Origin of the sequence: Pseudonocardia sp. 73-21 (assembly GCF_001899645.1) — a bacterium.
In the GTDB taxonomy this organism is placed as follows: domain Bacteria; phylum Actinomycetota; class Actinomycetes; order Mycobacteriales; family Pseudonocardiaceae; genus Pseudonocardia.
In genome coordinates this window covers 192,676-207,038 of sequence record NZ_MKVV01000028.1, presented here as the reverse complement: position 1 = coordinate 207,038, position 14,363 = coordinate 192,676, and the positions used below count along the sequence as shown (strand labels likewise).

16 protein-coding genes are annotated in these 14,363 nt (G+C 75.2%); 11 read left to right on the top strand and 5 right to left on the bottom strand.

Annotated elements, in window-relative coordinates; translation table 11 throughout:
• Positions 1–51 precede the first annotated feature (51 nt).
• Entirely contained in the window at positions 52–324 is a 273-nt protein-coding gene (gene lepB, locus BGP03_RS08115; RefSeq protein WP_296372973.1) for a signal peptidase I, read from the bottom strand.
• 123 nt (positions 325–447) lie between these two features.
• On the opposite strand from lepB, the gene BGP03_RS08110 reads away from it, so the two are divergent.
• Complete coding sequence (locus BGP03_RS08110) at positions 448–984, top strand: DUF6158 family protein (protein ID WP_298800880.1); 537 nt, start codon at positions 448–450, stop codon at positions 982–984.
• A 216-nt stretch (positions 985–1,200) separates the two neighbouring features.
• Here the strand turns inward: BGP03_RS08110 and BGP03_RS08105 are convergent, their stop codons facing one another.
• The 3 genes from BGP03_RS08105 to BGP03_RS08095 all read right to left on the bottom strand — a co-directional run bounded on the left by BGP03_RS08105 (position 1,201) and on the right by BGP03_RS08095 (position 3,536).
• Positions 1,201–1,479: an Lrp/AsnC ligand binding domain-containing protein gene (locus BGP03_RS08105; protein ID WP_296372967.1), complete on the bottom strand. Its 279-nt coding sequence runs from the start codon at positions 1,477–1,479 to the stop codon at positions 1,201–1,203.
• A gap of 39 nt (positions 1,480–1,518) precedes the next feature.
• Positions 1,519–3,237, bottom strand: a complete 1,719-nt coding sequence (locus BGP03_RS08100; protein WP_296372966.1) for a DEDD exonuclease domain-containing protein — start codon at positions 3,235–3,237, stop codon at positions 1,519–1,521.
• Between the two features lie 89 nt (positions 3,238–3,326).
• Positions 3,327–3,536: a hypothetical protein gene (locus tag BGP03_RS08095; protein WP_298800881.1), complete on the bottom strand. Its 210-nt coding sequence runs from the start codon at positions 3,534–3,536 to the stop codon at positions 3,327–3,329.
• Positions 3,537–3,599: 63 nt separating this feature from the next.
• On the opposite strand from BGP03_RS08095, the gene BGP03_RS08090 reads away from it, so the two are divergent.
• The 4 genes from BGP03_RS08090 to BGP03_RS08075 all read left to right on the top strand — a co-directional run bounded on the left by BGP03_RS08090 (position 3,600) and on the right by BGP03_RS08075 (position 8,035).
• On the top strand, positions 3,600–4,916 hold the full coding sequence (locus BGP03_RS08090; protein WP_298800882.1) for an NYN domain-containing protein: 1,317 nt from the start codon (positions 3,600–3,602) through the stop codon (positions 4,914–4,916).
• Positions 4,917–5,178: 262 nt separating this feature from the next.
• Positions 5,179–5,460, top strand: coding sequence for a hypothetical protein (locus BGP03_RS08085; RefSeq protein ID WP_296372962.1), 282 nt, complete (start codon positions 5,179–5,181; stop codon positions 5,458–5,460).
• Between the two features lie 291 nt (positions 5,461–5,751).
• Positions 5,752–6,825, top strand: a complete 1,074-nt coding sequence (locus BGP03_RS08080; RefSeq protein WP_298800883.1) for an NlpC/P60 family protein — start codon at positions 5,752–5,754, stop codon at positions 6,823–6,825.
• Positions 6,826–6,913: 88 nt separating this feature from the next.
• Positions 6,914–8,035 carry a glycosyltransferase family 4 protein gene (locus tag BGP03_RS08075; RefSeq protein WP_298800884.1) on the top strand — a complete coding sequence of 374 codons (1,122 nt, stop codon included), beginning with the start codon at positions 6,914–6,916 and terminating at the stop codon, positions 8,033–8,035.
• A 20-nt stretch (positions 8,036–8,055) separates the two neighbouring features.
• Here BGP03_RS08075 and BGP03_RS08070 read toward each other — a convergent pair whose 3' ends face one another.
• A complete protein-coding gene (locus BGP03_RS08070) occupies positions 8,056–9,879 on the bottom strand; it encodes a long-chain fatty acid--CoA ligase (RefSeq protein ID WP_296372957.1) in 1,824 nt (607 codons plus the stop codon).
• A 131-nt stretch (positions 9,880–10,010) separates the two neighbouring features.
• Here BGP03_RS08070 and BGP03_RS08065 point away from each other — a divergent pair, with 131 nt between their 5' ends.
• From BGP03_RS08065 to BGP03_RS08040, 6 genes are all read left to right on the top strand, one after another.
• Entirely contained in the window at positions 10,011–10,418 is a 408-nt protein-coding gene (locus BGP03_RS08065; RefSeq protein WP_298800885.1) for a polyketide cyclase / dehydrase and lipid transport, read from the top strand.
• Between the two features lie 2 nt (positions 10,419–10,420).
• Entirely contained in the window at positions 10,421–11,209 is a 789-nt protein-coding gene (locus BGP03_RS08060) for a metallophosphoesterase (RefSeq protein ID WP_296372954.1), read from the top strand.
• A 28-nt stretch (positions 11,210–11,237) separates the two neighbouring features.
• Complete coding sequence (locus BGP03_RS08055) at positions 11,238–11,678, top strand: SRPBCC family protein (RefSeq protein WP_296372952.1); 441 nt, start codon at positions 11,238–11,240, stop codon at positions 11,676–11,678.
• A 105-nt stretch (positions 11,679–11,783) separates the two neighbouring features.
• Positions 11,784–13,013: an ArsA family ATPase gene (locus BGP03_RS08050; protein WP_296372950.1), complete on the top strand. Its 1,230-nt coding sequence runs from the start codon at positions 11,784–11,786 to the stop codon at positions 13,011–13,013.
• On the top strand, positions 13,010–13,339 hold the full coding sequence (locus tag BGP03_RS08045; protein WP_296372948.1) for a hypothetical protein: 330 nt from the start codon (positions 13,010–13,012) through the stop codon (positions 13,337–13,339). Before BGP03_RS08050 ends, BGP03_RS08045 begins: the two co-directional genes overlap by 4 nt.
• Before the next feature lie 67 nt (positions 13,340–13,406).
• Positions 13,407–14,354: an ROK family glucokinase gene (locus tag BGP03_RS08040; protein ID WP_296372947.1), complete on the top strand. Its 948-nt coding sequence runs from the start codon at positions 13,407–13,409 to the stop codon at positions 14,352–14,354.
• Positions 14,355–14,363: the final 9 nt, after the last annotated feature.

Here is a 14,363-nt window from a genome sequence, read left to right as displayed (position 1 = left end):
CACCGATCCGAACCTGGACCGATTACCCGGCCAGGGCTGCGTGACAAGCCACTAGACAGCGCCCGGCGCCGGCCACAACCACACCACGATCCGCCCCGCCACCGCGCCCGGCGGCCCCGCGCCGAAGCGCCGCGAGTCCACCGACTCACCGCGGTTGTCGCCCAGTACGAACACCTCGTCGGCCGGCACCACGAACGGGCCGAGGTAGACGCCGTCGAGGTTCCGGCTGTCCTCCCAGGGCGCGTCGACGCGCGACCCCGCCACGACGAGGACGCCGTCCTCGATCGCGACGCTGTCGCCGCCCACCGCCACGATCCGTTTCACCAGCAGCCCGGAACCCTCGGGGTCGCCTGGATCGAGACGGCGGCGGGCTCCTGGCCCGGCGGCGCCGGAGGTGCTCGGTCCTGAGCCCTCCGGAGAAGTGAGATCCAGGGCACAATCGTCGGCATGGACGCCCGTGACCTCTCCGACGCCGAGCTGGAACGGCAGGGCACCCGCGCGCACGCCACGCGCAACTGGGTGTTCCTGCACGGCACGGCCGACCAGTTCCGCCACCACACCGAGCGGATGCTGGAGCTCGAGCAGGAGTACCTGCGCCGCCACCCCAAGCGCACCTGGCAGGGGGCGGGTGGGGACGCCGCACCGGTCGACCGGGTGGAGCAGATCCGGCACCTGCTGCGGACGTTCGGCAGCCAGATGGAGGGCCTGCTGGCGGAGCTGGCCGAGGCCCAGGCCGGCGCGTCCAGCGCGCCGGCGCCGCTCGCGGCGGAGGCGGGCCTGCTCGCGCGCTTCGCCGCGGCGCCCGACGGGCGGATGCACAAGCTGGAGGCCCACCAGGCCGCGCGCGAGCTCGGCCTGCGCCCCGCCGACGTGGCGCGCCTCTACACGCAGCAGCCTCCGCTGCTCGCCACGGCCGGACCGGACCGGTTCCTCACCGAGGACGGCCGTCGCCGACTCGCTGACCTGCAGGTGTCACCCGTATAGCTGATCCCGGTCACGGGTTACCGAACGGCAGCTGCGGGTGTCTCGGGCTCGTAGTTCCGCATGTGCGGATAAGGGCAGCCTGCCTCGTGCGCTCTGACCTGTGGTCTTGTCGATCCGTGATCGACGGCGATTCCGCACACGCGACGTAACGTCCCCGCCGGAACCGGGACACGAGCTGGTCGTCGGCGGCACGGTCGGCGTGCCTCGCGGGTGGTGTCAGTCCAGGCCCGCGGAGAACGTGGAGTCGGTGTCGGCGCTGGAGTAGGAGCGGAAGGCGATGTGGGTGTCGGTGCGCTGCACCCCGTCGACCTTGCTGAGCCGGCCCGCGATGACGTCGGCGAGCTGGTCGTGCTGGGCCACCTTGACCACGGCGATCAGGTCGACGTCGCCGGCGCAGGAGTAGACCTCGCTGACGCCGTCGAGGTCCGCGATGGCCTGGGCGGTCTCCGGGATGCGGTCGGCGGCGGTGTGCACCAGGACGATCGCGGTGATCACGTCGACTCCTCGGGGTAGGTCGGCTCGAGGGCCCGGACACTAGTCCACGTCGAGTTCCGCCGGTCGGGCCCGCGCCGCCCAGCCCGCCCACGATCCGGCGCCGCGGGCGGGCTCGGCCCAGGGCGGGTCGCTGTGCACGAGCCGGGTGCCGCCGCCGGACAGCCAGCGGTGCAGCAGGCCCACCTCCTCGGCCGACGCGCCCTGCAGCGGCCCGGGCTCCGGCAGGATCGTCTGCGCGCCCAGGCGCAGCGCGTCGATCACCGGCATGGGCGCCACCCCGCGCCGGGCCACCCCCGCCGCGGCCAGCCGCCCGAACCGCACCACCGCCACCTCCCAGCCGCCCCGGCCGTCGGGCCGCGCCCCGACCAGCTCCGGCACCGCGGCCAGCGCGGCCAGCCGCTGGGCCCGGCCCAGGGCCAGGACGAGCGCGGCGAGCCGGTCGCGGTGCTGCGCGGCCGTCTCGTAGCGCTGCTGCTCGGAGAAGCCGTCGATCTCGGCGGCGAGCAGGCGCAGCGGCGCGTCGTCGGATCCGGTGACGAGCGCGGCCGCGGCGGCGACGGCGGGTGCGTACTGCTCGGGCGTCTGCAGGCCCGCGCACGGTGCTGCGCACCGGTTCATCTCGTGCAGCGCGCACGGGGCCGCCGAGGCACCGCGGGCGGGGATGCGCTGGGTGCAGGGCCGGACCGGCACGACGTCCAGGACGGTCTCGACGGCCGCCACCGCCGCCTGCCGCGACCGGAACGGCCCGAACGCGCCCTCGCGCGGCGTGGCCACCACCGACAGCCGCGGGAACGCCTCGGCGGTGGGCGTGACCCACCAGGCGCGGTGCGGCCGCCGGGAGCGCCGGTTGTAGCGGGGCTGGTGGGCCGCGATGAGCCGCAGCTCCCGGACCGACGCCTCCAGCGCGTGGGCGCACACGACGGTGTCGACGCGCTCGGCCAGCGCCACCATGTCGCGCACCCGCCGCCGGCGCTCCCCGGCGGTGAAGTAGCTGCGCACCCGGCGGCGCAGGTCGCCGCTCGTGCCGACGTAGAGCACCTCGTCGCGCGGGCCGCGGAACAGGTAGACCCCCGGCGCCGACGGCACGTGCTCGGCCAGGCGCCGCTTCTGCCGCTGCCCCTGCGTGGGCCGGTGCGGCGCCGACTCCCGGGCCAGGCCGAGCAGCTCCTCCAGGCTCTGGACGCCGAGGTTGCCCACGCGCTCCATCAGGTGGTGCAGCACCTCCACGGTGGCGCGGGCGTCGGACAGGGCCCGGTGGTTGGGCGTGGTGGCCGTGCCGAACAGCCGGGCCAGCGCCCCCAGCCGGACGCTCGGCGCCTCGTCGCGGCTCAGTACCGCGCGGGCCAGCCGGGCCGTGCACAGCACCGGCGGCTTCGGCCACGCCTGCCCGTGGCGTTCGCAGGCCGCCCGCAGGAACCCCGCGTCGAACGGGGCGTTGTGGGCCACCAGCACCGATCCGCGCAGGAACTCCAGGATCGTGGGCAGCACCTCGGGCAGCCGCGGCGCGTCGGCGATCATGGCCGTGGTGATGCCGGTGAGCGCCACGATGTGGGGCGGCACGCCCGTGCCGGGATCGACGAGCGTGGCCAGCTCGGCCACCTGCTCGCCGCCCCGCACCTTGACGGCCCCGACCTCGGTGATCGCGTCGGTGGTGGGGGCGCCGCCGGTGGTCTCCAGGTCGAGCACCACGAACGTGACCTCGCGCAGGGGCGTGCCCAGCTCGTCGAACGAGAGCTGCGGGGAGCGGGGAGCGACCACGTCGCGGAAGCTAGCGGTCGCCACCGACAGAATCGGCGGCGTCGAGGGGCGACCGCAGGCGGGCGCAGAGCGCGGCGCTGTCGGCGTCGTCACCGCGCACGGCCCCTCCGGTCGTCGCCCACGTGCCACGGGACGTCGCGCGGGGTGCCCTCGGTGCGGACGAAGACGCGCTGGTGGAAGTGGGCAACGGCGGCCTCGTCGTCGGTGAGGTCGGCGAGGCGGGGGGCGTGGCGCAGCGGCGGGATGTGGAGGTGCCCGGCGCCGGGCCGCGCCCGCGATGCTCGGCGCAGAGCGGGCACTCCCGCGGTGATCCGCCCGACGCGCCGCCTGTGCCGCGGCCGGATCGCGGATAACCTGGTGCGATGTCCGCGACGCCCGGCTCCCCCGACGGGCTGCCCCCTGCGGAGTGGGCCCGTCTCCCGGATGCCGTCCGCGCCCGGCTGGCCGAGATCGCGGCCACCGCCCTGGGGGAGATGCCCGCCACCGAGGTCCCGGTGCCGCTGCGGCGCTTCGCCCGGTTCGCCCCGGCCAAGCGGGCCAAGCTCGCCGGCCCGGCCCTGACCGCCGAGCTGGCGTCGTCCACGGTGTTCCGCTCGGCCGTCGTCGCGTGGTGGGAGGAGCACCGCACCGGTGAGCTCGTCCCGACCGCCGACGACCCCCTGACCGCCGCCGCGGCCGCGATCCTGCTGGGAGACGCGTCGGCCCCCGAGGCCGTGGCGGTCGCCGCCCGCCGCGGTGAGGTCGTCGAGCTGCGGGCGGAGCGGGACGAGGCGCTGTCGCGGGTGGACAAGCTCACCGTCGAGCTGGAACGGCTGCGCGGCGAGCTGACCGAGGCCCGCGCCCAGGCCCGGACGGCGGGCGAGACCCGCGACGTCGAGTACCAGCAGCTGCGCCGGCGGGTCTCCGAGCAGGGGGCCACCCTGCGCGCGGCGCTGGACGCCCGGACCGCCGCCGAGCAGGCCGTCGAGGACGTGCGCCGCGAGGCCGCCGCGGAGCTCACCGCCGCCCGCGAGGAACGCGACCGCGAACGCGGACGCGCCGAGTCCGAACGTCGCCGGGCCGACCGGGCCGCGGCCGAGGTGGCCGCGGCCCGCCAGGCCGCCCGCGAGGCCCGCCAGGCCGACGAGGTGCGGCTCGCGCTGCTCGTCGACACCCTCGGGGGCGCGGTGGCCGGGCTGCGCCGCGAGCTGGCCCTGGGCGGCGGCGGCCCACGGCCCGGCGATCTCGTCGCCGGGGCGCAGCAGGGCCGTGGCGGTGCGGCCGTCGACAGCGTCTCCGGACTCGACTCGCTGCTCTCGGTGCCCACGCTGCACCTCGTCGTGGACGGCTACAACGTCAGCAAGACCGCCTACCCCGAGCTCACCCTCGCCGACCAGCGCACCCGGCTCGTCGGCCAGCTCGCCGCGCTCGCCGCCCGCACGAGCATCGAGATCACGGTGGTGTTCGACGGGGCGGGAGTGGTGGTGGCGCCGATGCGCGGCTCCCGCGGGCTGCGCGTGCTGTTCAGCGACAAGGGCGTGCTCGCCGACGACGTCATCCGCACGCTCGTGGCCGCCGAGCCCCAGGGCCGTCCGGTGGCCGTGGCCACCTCCGACCGCGCCGTCGTCGAGTCCGTGCGGCGCCGCGGCGCCTACTCGGTGCCGTCGGCGGTGCTGGTGAAGCGGCTGGGGCGGCCGTAGCGCCCGGGGCCCGGCGGGATCCCCCCGTGATCGTCGTGTGTCGGACGCGAGCGTCCTCGCCGGGGCGGTGAGTGCGATGCGCGCTGATCACGGTGGACGGGGCGGCCGGTGATCGCTTCGCGCCGCCCGCGAGCGCCCTCCCTCACGGCGTCGTCGTGCGGCCCGCACCGATCGTGCTGGAGCGAGCGCGTCAAGAATGTCGGTGGGTGCTCGTAACGTCCGCCGTGCCCGGGAGAACACCCCACGGTCGACAGGAGCAGAGATGATCATCGAGTGCGACAGCTGCGAGGTCCGCGGTCACGCCTGCGGCGACTGCGTCATCGGCGTACTGCTCGGTACCCCGGCCCCGCGGGAGTCCGACGTCGAGGACGAGAACGGTATGCCGTCCGGCGCGCCGATCGTGCAGCTCGACGCACCGGAGCAGCGTGCGTTCGACGTTCTGGCCGAGCAGGGCCTCGTCCCCCGGTTGCGTCTCGTCGCCACCCGTACGCGGCGCGACTCCCCGGAGCAGAACGGAGGGCGACCCGTCCGTGACGCCGGGTGACAAAACGCCGTCGCGTAACGAGTAGTCGTGGTCACGCGGTTCCGGAGAGTGACACTCCGGGTGGCGACGCGCCGGGGGAGGGGTGATGTGGACGCCGTGACGGGGGCTCCGTAATCTCCGCGAGACCTTGTGGTCGCTAGCCGCTCCCCCGATCGGCGTCGCAGGGTCGGCACGCACCGCTCCGGCACGCAGCTCCCCGCCGGGCGGCGTGCGGATCGTGGAAGGAGTTCCAGCCGCGTGGTGTCGCCTCGGCGTAACCCCTCCTGCAACCGCCCTACGGTGTGGCGGGTGATGTCCGGCAGCTCCCTCGCCGTCGTCACGCTCGTGGCGGGGGTGCTCATCGTGAACCCCGCGTCCGCCGACCCCCCGCCTCCCGTGGACCCGGCCGCCGCGGCCGCGGCCCTGGCGGCTCCGGCCACCACGCCCGCGCCTCCGCCCAGGCCCACCAACGCCACCGACGCGGCCGCCCAGCTCGACCAGGTCCAGCGCGAGGCCGAGGCGCTCACCGAGCAGTGGCACGCGGCGCAGGACGCCCTCACGGCGCGCCAGCAGGACGTCACCAACTTCCAGAACGCCGTCGGGCCCGCGAAGGCCGCGGTCGACGTGGCGAAGGCCAACGAGGAGAGCTACCGCAAGCAGGTGGACGCGGTCGCGATGGCCACGTTCGAGAGCGGCAACCTCGACCAGTTCAACGCGCTGCTCGCCAGCGGCTCCCCGCAGGACTTCCTCGACCAGATGTCGGCGCTGGAGAGTCTCTCCTCGCAGTACAAGGAGGCGCTCGGCCAGCTCAGCGCGGAGGTCGACAAGACCACCGCCGCCCAGTCCGACGCCGACGCGGCCGTCGCCCGCGCGCAGGCCGCCGTCGCGCAGGCCACGAAGGCCGAGCAGGACCTCGGGGCCCGCAAGAAGGACGCCGAGATGCGCATCGACGAGGCCGAGAAGCTGCTCGCGCAGCTCTCGCCCCAGCAGCGCCGCGACCGCAACGGCCCCGGTGCGGACGCGCCGGACATCACCGGCTCCGGCGTCGGCGTGGAGGCGCTGCGCGCCGCGGCCACACAGCTCGGCAAGCCCTACGTGTGGGGTGCCGAGGGCCCGAACAGCTACGACTGCTCCGGCCTCACGTCCTGGGCCTTCAAGAAGGCGGGCGTCACGCTGCCGCGGTCCAGCAGCCAGCAGGCGCTGGTGGGCAAGGCCGTGTCCTGGGATCAGCTGCAGCCTGGTGACCTGGTCTTCTACTACAGCCCGGTCAGCCACGTCGGCATCTACGCCGGCAACGGCACGTTCATCGACGCCCCGCAGAGCGGTGACGTCGTGAAGTACCAGAAGGTCTCCCGGAGCGCCTTCACCGGCGCGCGGCGCGTGTAGCGCCCCACGGATCACGTCCGCTCCCCGGAGCACGGGCGGCGCCCGGCCCTCAGGCCGGCCGCCGCCCGTCTCCTTATAGCGTCACGGCGTGCCGCGCACCCTGCTGGTCACCAACGACTTCCCGCCCCGCAACGGCGGCATCCAGAACTACCTGCACGCCCTGGCCGACCGGCTGCCCCCGGGTGAGCTCGCGGTCTACGCGCCCGCCTGGCCCGGCGCGGCGGCCTTCGACGTGGCCCTGTCCTATCCGGTGCACCGCCACCCGACGTCGCTGATCCTGCCGACGCCCGGGGTCGCCCGGCGGGCCGCGGAGCTGGTGCGCGAGCACGGCGCGAGCACGGTGTGGTTCGGCGCCTCGGCCCCGCTGGGGCTGCTGGGGCCGTGGCTGCGCCGGCACGCCGGCGTCGAGCGCGTGGTGGCGAGCACGCACGGCCACGAGGTGGGCTGGTCGATGGTGCCCGGCGCGCGACAGGCCCTGCGCCGCATCGGTGCCGACGCGGACGCGCTCACCACCATCTCCCGCTGGACCCGGGGCCGGATCGCCGCGGCCTGCGGGCCCGATGCGGCCCTGGAGCCGCTCCCGTCCGGGATCGACACGGACACCTTCCGGCCCGACCCGGCGGCCCGCGCCGAGCTGCGCCGCCGCTACGGCCTGGGCCAGGCGCCCGTCGTCACGTGCGTGTCCCGGCTGGTGGCGCGCAAGGGCCAGGACGTGCTGATCCGGGCGCTGCCGCGGATCCGGGACCGCGTGCCCGGCGCCCGGCTGCTGCTCGTGGGCGACGGCCCCGACGGGCCGAGGCTGCGCCGGCTCGCCGCCGAGCACGGCGTGGCCGGCCACACCGTGTTCGCCGGGGCCGTCCCCGCGGCCGAGCTACCGGCCCACCACGCCGTCGGCGACGCGTTCGCGCTGCCGTGCCGCACCCGCGGCGGCGGGCTGGACGTCGAGGGCCTGGGCATCGTCCTGCTGGAGGCCGCGGCCGCCGGGCTGCCGGTGGTGGCGGGCGACTCCGGCGGAGCCCCGGAGACGGTCCAGGACGGCTGCACCGGCCACGTGGTGCCCGGCCGTGACGTCGACCGGCTGGCCGAGGCGGTCACGGCGCTGCTCGCCGACCCGGCCCGGGCGCATGCGATGGGCGAGGCCGGTCGCGCCCGGATGCAGGCGGACTGGACCTGGCCCGGCCGGGTGGCCCACCTGGGGTCGCTCCTCTGACCCGTCGGGAGGGGCCGGGGTCAGGCCGGCTGCTTGCTGCCCGCGTAGATGCCCGCGATGTCGTCGGCGAAGTGCTCGGCCACCACCGCGCGCTTGACCTTCAGGGTGGGGGTGATCTCGCCGCCGGTCTCGGTGAAGTCGACGGGCAGGACGCGGAACTCGCGGATCTGCTCGGCGCGGGAGACGGCCTGGTTGGCGTCGTCCACGGCCGTGGCCACCTCGGCCCTCAGGTCGGCGTCGTCCACCAGGTCGGCCACGGAGGTACCGGCGGCCTTGCCGTGGTTCTCCAGCCAGGCGGGCAGGGCCTCCTGGTCGATGGTGACCAGCGCGCCGATGAACGGCTTCGCGTCGCCGACCACCATGCACTGGCTGATCAGCGGGTGGGCGCGCAGCCGGTCCTCCAGCACCGCCGGGGCGACGTTCTTGCCGCCGGCCGTCACGATGATCTCCTTCTTGCGGCCGGTGATCGTGAGGAAGCCGCCGTCGTCGAGCACGCCGATGTCGCCGCTGTGGAACCAGCCGTCCTCGATCGCCTCGCCCGTGGCCTGCTCGTTCTTCCAGTAGCCGCGGAACACGACCGGGCCCTTGAGGAGGATCTCGCCGTCGTCGGCGATGCGGACCGCGTGCCCGGCCACCGGACGGCCGACGCTGCCGATGCGCGTGGCCTCGAGCGTGTTGGCGGTGATCGCCGCCGTGGTCTCGGTGAGGCCGTAGCCCTCCAGGATGGGCAGGCCGATGCCGCGGAAGAAGTGGTTGAGCCGCTCGCCCAGCGGCGCGCTGCCCGACGCCGCGGCCACGACGTTGCCGCCGACGGCCGCCCGCAGCTTGCCGTAGACCAGCTTGTCGAACAGCGCGTGCTTGGCCTTGAGCGCGAGCCCGGCTCCGCCCTGGTCCTGGGCGCGGCTCCAGGCGATCGCCGTCTCGGCGGCCGCGTCGAAGATCTTGCCCTTGCCGTCGGCGTGAGCCTTCTGCCGGGCGCCGTTGTAGACCTTCTCGAACACCCGCGGGACGGCCAGCAGGAAGGTGGGCTTGAACTCGCCGAGGTCGGACAGAAGGTCGGAGACGTCGGCGGTGTGGCCGATGATGCCCCGGCTGGCGGTGGCCCCGCACTGGATGGCCTTGCCGAACACGTGGGCCAGCGGCAGGAACAGCAGCACCGAGCCGCCGTTGCGCAGCAGCTCCGGGAACGCCGCGATCACGGTGCGGACCTCGGACTGCACGTTGCGGTGGGTCAGCTCGCAGCCCTTGGGGCGGCCGGTGGTGCCCGAGGTGTAGATCAGCGTGGCGAGGTCGTCGCTGCGCACCGCCCTGCGGCGGGCGTGCACCTCCTCGACGGTGGTGGCGTCGCCCAGCAGCGCGAGCTGCTCGACCCCACCGGGCTCGCCGGCCTCGGGCTCGATCTGCCAGATCCGCTTCAGCGCGTCCAGGTCGTCGCGCACGCTGTCGACCAGCGCGCGGTGCTTCGGGGACTCGACGATCACGGCCACGGCGCCGGAGTCCGACAGGATCCAGCGGATCTGGTCCGCCGAGGAGGTCTCGTAGATCGGCACCGTGACGCCGCCGACGGCGAGGATGGCGTAGTCGAGCAGCGTCCACTCGTAGCGGGTGCGCGAGAGCAGCCCGACGCGGTCGCCGGGCGCCACACCGGCGGCGATCAGCCCGCGGGCGGCCGCGACGACCTCGTCCGCGAACGTGGCGGCCGTGATGTCGACCCACACCTTGTCGGCGCCGCGCCGCCGATACGCGACCTCGGACCCGTACGACGCGGCATTGTCGAAGACGGCGTCGACGATGTTCTCGTCGTCACCGACCCGGGTGGTGGCGGGAACGCTGTACTCGCGCACGGTAGTGGACCTCCTGCACCGGCATTGGTTCCGGCAAACCTACTCCCTGGTAGCTCGTTCGGGCAGGGTCCGGGCGTGTCCGTTTTGGTCCGAGTTGAGGTCGGTCCGCGGCGCCCGGCAAGCTGCACGCCATGCCTTCCGTCGACGTCGTGGACGAGACGTTCGTGGCCGTGGCGCCCGCGGTGCTGGCCGCCGAGTTCGCCCGTCCCGCGCAGTGGCGCGGCCTGTGGCCCGACCTGCGCCTGGAGGTGGTCACCGACCGCGGTGACCAGGGCTTCCGGTGGACGATCACGGGTGCGCTGGTGGGCAGCATGGAGGTGTGGCTCGAGCCGGTGCTCGACGGCACGGTGCTGCACTACTTCCTGCGGGCCGACCCCGCGGGCCCCGACGGCGGCCCCGCCCCGGCGCCGTGGCGGCGGGGGATGGCCGAGGCGAGCAGGCGGCAGCGGGCGGCCAAGGCCATCGCGTTCGCGTGCAAGGCACGGCTGGAGTGTGGCCGGGCGCCGGGCGAGCCACCCGAGCCCCGGGTAGCTTCGTAGGCATGCGCGTGCACGTGGTCTCCGACGTCCACGGCAACGCGGAAGCCCTGGCCCGGGCCGGCGACGGCGCCGACGCGCTCGTCGTGCTGGGCGATCTCGTGGACTACGTCGACTACGCCGACCCCACGGCCGGCATCCTCGGCCGGGTGCTCGGGCCGCAGGTCAGTGCCGAGTTCGGCCGGCTGCGCACCTCGGGCCGCCCGGGGGAGCTGGTGGCCTACGTCCGCGCCGCCTGGGCGCGCATCGACGATCCCGCGGCCGTCGTCGAGGAGGCGGTGCGCGAGCAGTACGACCGGGTCTTCGCCGCGATGACCGCGCCCACCTGGGCCATCCCCGGCAACGTCGACATGGTCGAGTACTGGCCCGACTACGCCCGTCCCGGCGTCTGCCTGGCCGACGGCGACGTCGTCGACATCGGCGGCCTGCGGTTCGGCTTCGTCGGCGGAGCACCGCTGCCCCCGGGCATGCAGCCCCGGCGCGGCGGCCCGTGGACGCCCCACCTCCGCCTCGCCGAGGAGTACACGACGGCCGTGGGCAAGCTCGACGAGGTGGACGTCCTGTGCAGCCACGCGCCGCCGGGCGTCCCGGAGCTCGCCTACGACGTGGTGTCGCGGCGCGAGGAGTCCTCGTCGCCGTCGCTGCTGGAGAAGATCCACCGTGACCGGCCGCTGGCGTCGCTGTTCGGGCACATCCACCAGCCGCTCGCGCCGCGCGTGCGGGTGGGGCGCACCGAGTGCGTCAACGTCGGGCACTTCCGGCGTACCGCCACGCCCTACGTCCTGCGCTGGTGAAGCGCGCGGCTGTGGGTAACCTGCCGCCATGGCCGACGCGACGTCCTCCTCGATCACCATCGCCGCCCCACCGGAGCAGGTGATGGCCGTGATCGCCGACTTCGAGGCCTATCCCACGTGGGCCGAGCAGGTGAAGAGCGTCGAGGTCCTCGACAGCGACGCCGACGGCCGGGCGGAGCGCGTCAAGTTCCAGATGGACGCGGGCCCGATCAAGGACTCCTACACGCTGGACTACCGGTGGTCCGGTGACGGACGGTCGGTGAGCTGGACGCTGGTCAAGGGCCAGATCCAGAAGGCCCAGGACGGCTCGTACGCGCTCGAGGGCGGCCCCGACTCCACCACCGTCACCTACTCGCTGGCCGTCGACCTGAACATCCCCATGATCGGGATGCTGCGCCGCAAGGCGGAGAAGGTGATCATCGACACTGCCTTGAAGGGGCTCAAGCGTCGGGTCGAGAAGGGCGCCTGACGTGCGCATCGCCGACTCGGGCCGCGGGGTCCGGCGATTCGAGCGACGAGTCGAGAAAGGGGCCTGACAGGCCCGCACCCGATCACGCCGATAGGCTGCGGCGTTGTGCGGGTCGTGCTGTTCACGGGCAAGGGTGGCGTCGGGAAGACGACCCTCGCCGCGGCGACCGCGGCGCACCTCGCCCGGTCCGGACGCAAGGCGCTCGTGGTCTCCACCGACCCTGCGCACTCCCTGGGTGACGCGCTCGAGGCCGAGCTCACCGGGGAGCCCACCGAGATCGAGAGCGGCCTGTTCGCCGCCCACATCGACACCCGTGCCCTGCTCGACTCCTCGTGGGGGCAGCTGCAGGGCCACCTGCGCACGGTCCTGGCCGGCGCCGGAGTCGACGAGCTGGTCGCCGACGAGCTGACGGTGCTGCCGGGCATCGAGGACCTCCTCGCGCTGGGCGAGGTCCGGCGCCTGGCCGAGACCGGGCTGTGGGAGGTGGTGGTCGTCGACTGCGGCCCCACCGCCGAGACCCTGCGTCTGCTGGGGCTGCCCGAGGCCATCTCCGGCTACATCGAGCGCCTGTTCCCGTCGCACCGCCGGGCGGTCCGCGGGCTGCTGGCCGGGCTCGCCGGGGCGGGGAAGGCCGACGGCCCGGGCTGGGACGCCACCGTCGACGCCCTCGACGCGCTGGCCGAGCAGCTCGCCGGGCTGCGGGTGATGCTCGGTGACCACACGCGCACCTCGATCCGGCTGGTGCTGACCCCGGAGCGCGTGGTGGCCGCCGAGACCCGCCGCACCGTCACGGCGCTGGCGCTGCACGGCCTGGCCGTCGACGGGATCGTCGTCAACCGGGTGGTGCCGGGCCCGCCGCCGTCGCTGCGCGGCCCGGCCGCCCGCTGGCTGCGCGAGCGCCACGACGAGCAGCAGTCCGTGCTCGCGGACCTCGACGGGCTCGGGGAGGTGCCGCTGCGCGCCGTCGACCACACCGCGGCCGAGCCCACCGGCATCCCCGCGTTGCTGGAGGTGGCCGCGAACCTCTACGGCGACACCGACCCGGCCGCGCCCGGCGAGCAGGGCCCGCCGCTGCTGCACGTGCGGCGCACCGCCGGCAGCGGCACGTCGCGGGACTCGGAGTTCGAGCTGGTCCTGCGCCTGCCCGGGGCCGCGGACGGGGCGCTGGACCTCGCCCGCGTCGGCGACGAGCTGGCCGTGGCCGTGGGCCCGGTGCGCCGGATGGTGGCGCTGCCGTCGGTGCTGCGCCGCTGCGGCGTCACCGGCGCGCGCCTCGACGGCGACGACCTGTGCGTCGTGTTCACCCCCGACCCCGCCCTCTGGATCAGCCGGTGACGGGCTGCGCGGGGCACAGCGGCCTGAGCTCCGACCTGCGGGCCGTGGTCCTGCTCGCGCTGGACCGGTTCGAACCGGTGCTGGAGCGGGTGGGCAGCGAGCCCGCGAGCGGGCCGAGCTCGTGCGCGTCCTGCCCGCTCTGCGCGGTGCTGGCCGCGCTGCGGGGCGAGCGGCCCGAGCTGGCCGTCCGGCTCGCCGAGCACGCCACGGGCCTGGTCACCGCGCTCCGCGCCGCGCTCGAGGAGGACGCCGTCCCCACCCCGTCACCCGCCCCGGCACGTCCGGTGCAGCGCATCCACGTCGAGCGTGTGGGGGCGCAACGATGACGCGACCCGGTCGCACCCGGACCCCGACTCGCGCGCTCGCACACCCCGACCCGCGGGGGTGGGGCGCGTGCTGACCGTCGGGGTGGACGTCGGCGGCACCTCCGTGCGGGCCGGCGTCGTCGACGTCGAGGGCAACGTCCTCGACACCGCACGCACGCCCACGCCGCGCAGCGAGGCCGCGCTGGAGGCCGCGCTCGCCGGGGTGATCGGTGAGCTCGCCGCCCGGCACCCCATCAGGGCGGTCGGGCTGGCGCTGGCCGGGTTCATCACCCCCGACCGGCGCGGGGTCCGGTTCGCCCCGCACCTGTCGTGGCGCGACGCCCCCGTGGCCGACCGCATCGCCGAGCGGATCAAGCTCCCCGTCGTGGTCGAGCACGACGCCAACGCCGCCGCGCTGGCCGAGCGGCACTTCGGCGCTGCGTCCGGTGCGGCCACGGCCGTGTTCGTGGCCCTGGGCACCGGCATCGGTTCGGCGCTGCTGCTCGACGGCAAGCTCTACCGCGGCGCGTTCGGCGTCGCCCCGGAGCTGGGCCACATCCGCGTCGTGCCCGACGGCCGCCCCTGCCCCTGCGGCAAGACCGGCTGCTGGGAGCGCTACTGCAGCGGCACCGCACTGGCCACCACGGCCGTCGAACTGCTGGCCCGCGACCCGGCCCGCTCACCGGTGCTGCGCAGGCTCGTCGACGGCGACCCCGGGCAGGTCACGGGGCAGCGGGTGGCCGCCGCCGCCCGTGAGGGCGACCCCGTCGCCTGCGCGGCCATGGACGAGCTCGCCCGGTGGCTGGGCGAGGGCCTCGCGCTCGTGGCCGACGTCTTCGACCCCGAGCTGATCGTCATCGGGGGAGGGGTGTCGGAGTCGGCGCCGCTGTACCTCGACGAGGCCCGCGAGCACTACGCACGGACCGTCACCGGGGGTGCCCGGCGTCCGCTCGCCCGGATCCGCACCGCGCAGCTCGGTGAGGCCGCGGCCGTGGTGGGGGCCGCCCAGCTGGCGCGCGAGGTCAACGGGCACTGAGGGAGGACC

Excerpts from the sequence above, each read along its gene's own strand:
- BGP03_RS08110 (WP_298800880.1), top strand. The coding sequence starts at position 448 with ATGGACGCCCGTGACCTCTCCGACGCCGAGCTGGAACGGCAGGGCACC.
- BGP03_RS08090 (WP_298800882.1), top strand. The coding sequence starts at position 3,600 with ATGTCCGCGACGCCCGGCTCCCCCGACGGGCTGCCCCCTGCGGAGTGG.
- BGP03_RS08085 (WP_296372962.1), top strand. The coding sequence starts at position 5,179 with ATGATCATCGAGTGCGACAGCTGCGAGGTCCGCGGTCACGCCTGCGGC.
- BGP03_RS08080 (WP_298800883.1), top strand. The coding sequence starts at position 5,752 with ATGTCCGGCAGCTCCCTCGCCGTCGTCACGCTCGTGGCGGGGGTGCTC.
- BGP03_RS08065 (WP_298800885.1), top strand. The coding sequence starts at position 10,011 with ATGCCTTCCGTCGACGTCGTGGACGAGACGTTCGTGGCCGTGGCGCCC.
- BGP03_RS08060 (WP_296372954.1), top strand. The coding sequence starts at position 10,421 with ATGCGCGTGCACGTGGTCTCCGACGTCCACGGCAACGCGGAAGCCCTG.
- BGP03_RS08055 (WP_296372952.1), top strand. The coding sequence starts at position 11,238 with ATGGCCGACGCGACGTCCTCCTCGATCACCATCGCCGCCCCACCGGAG.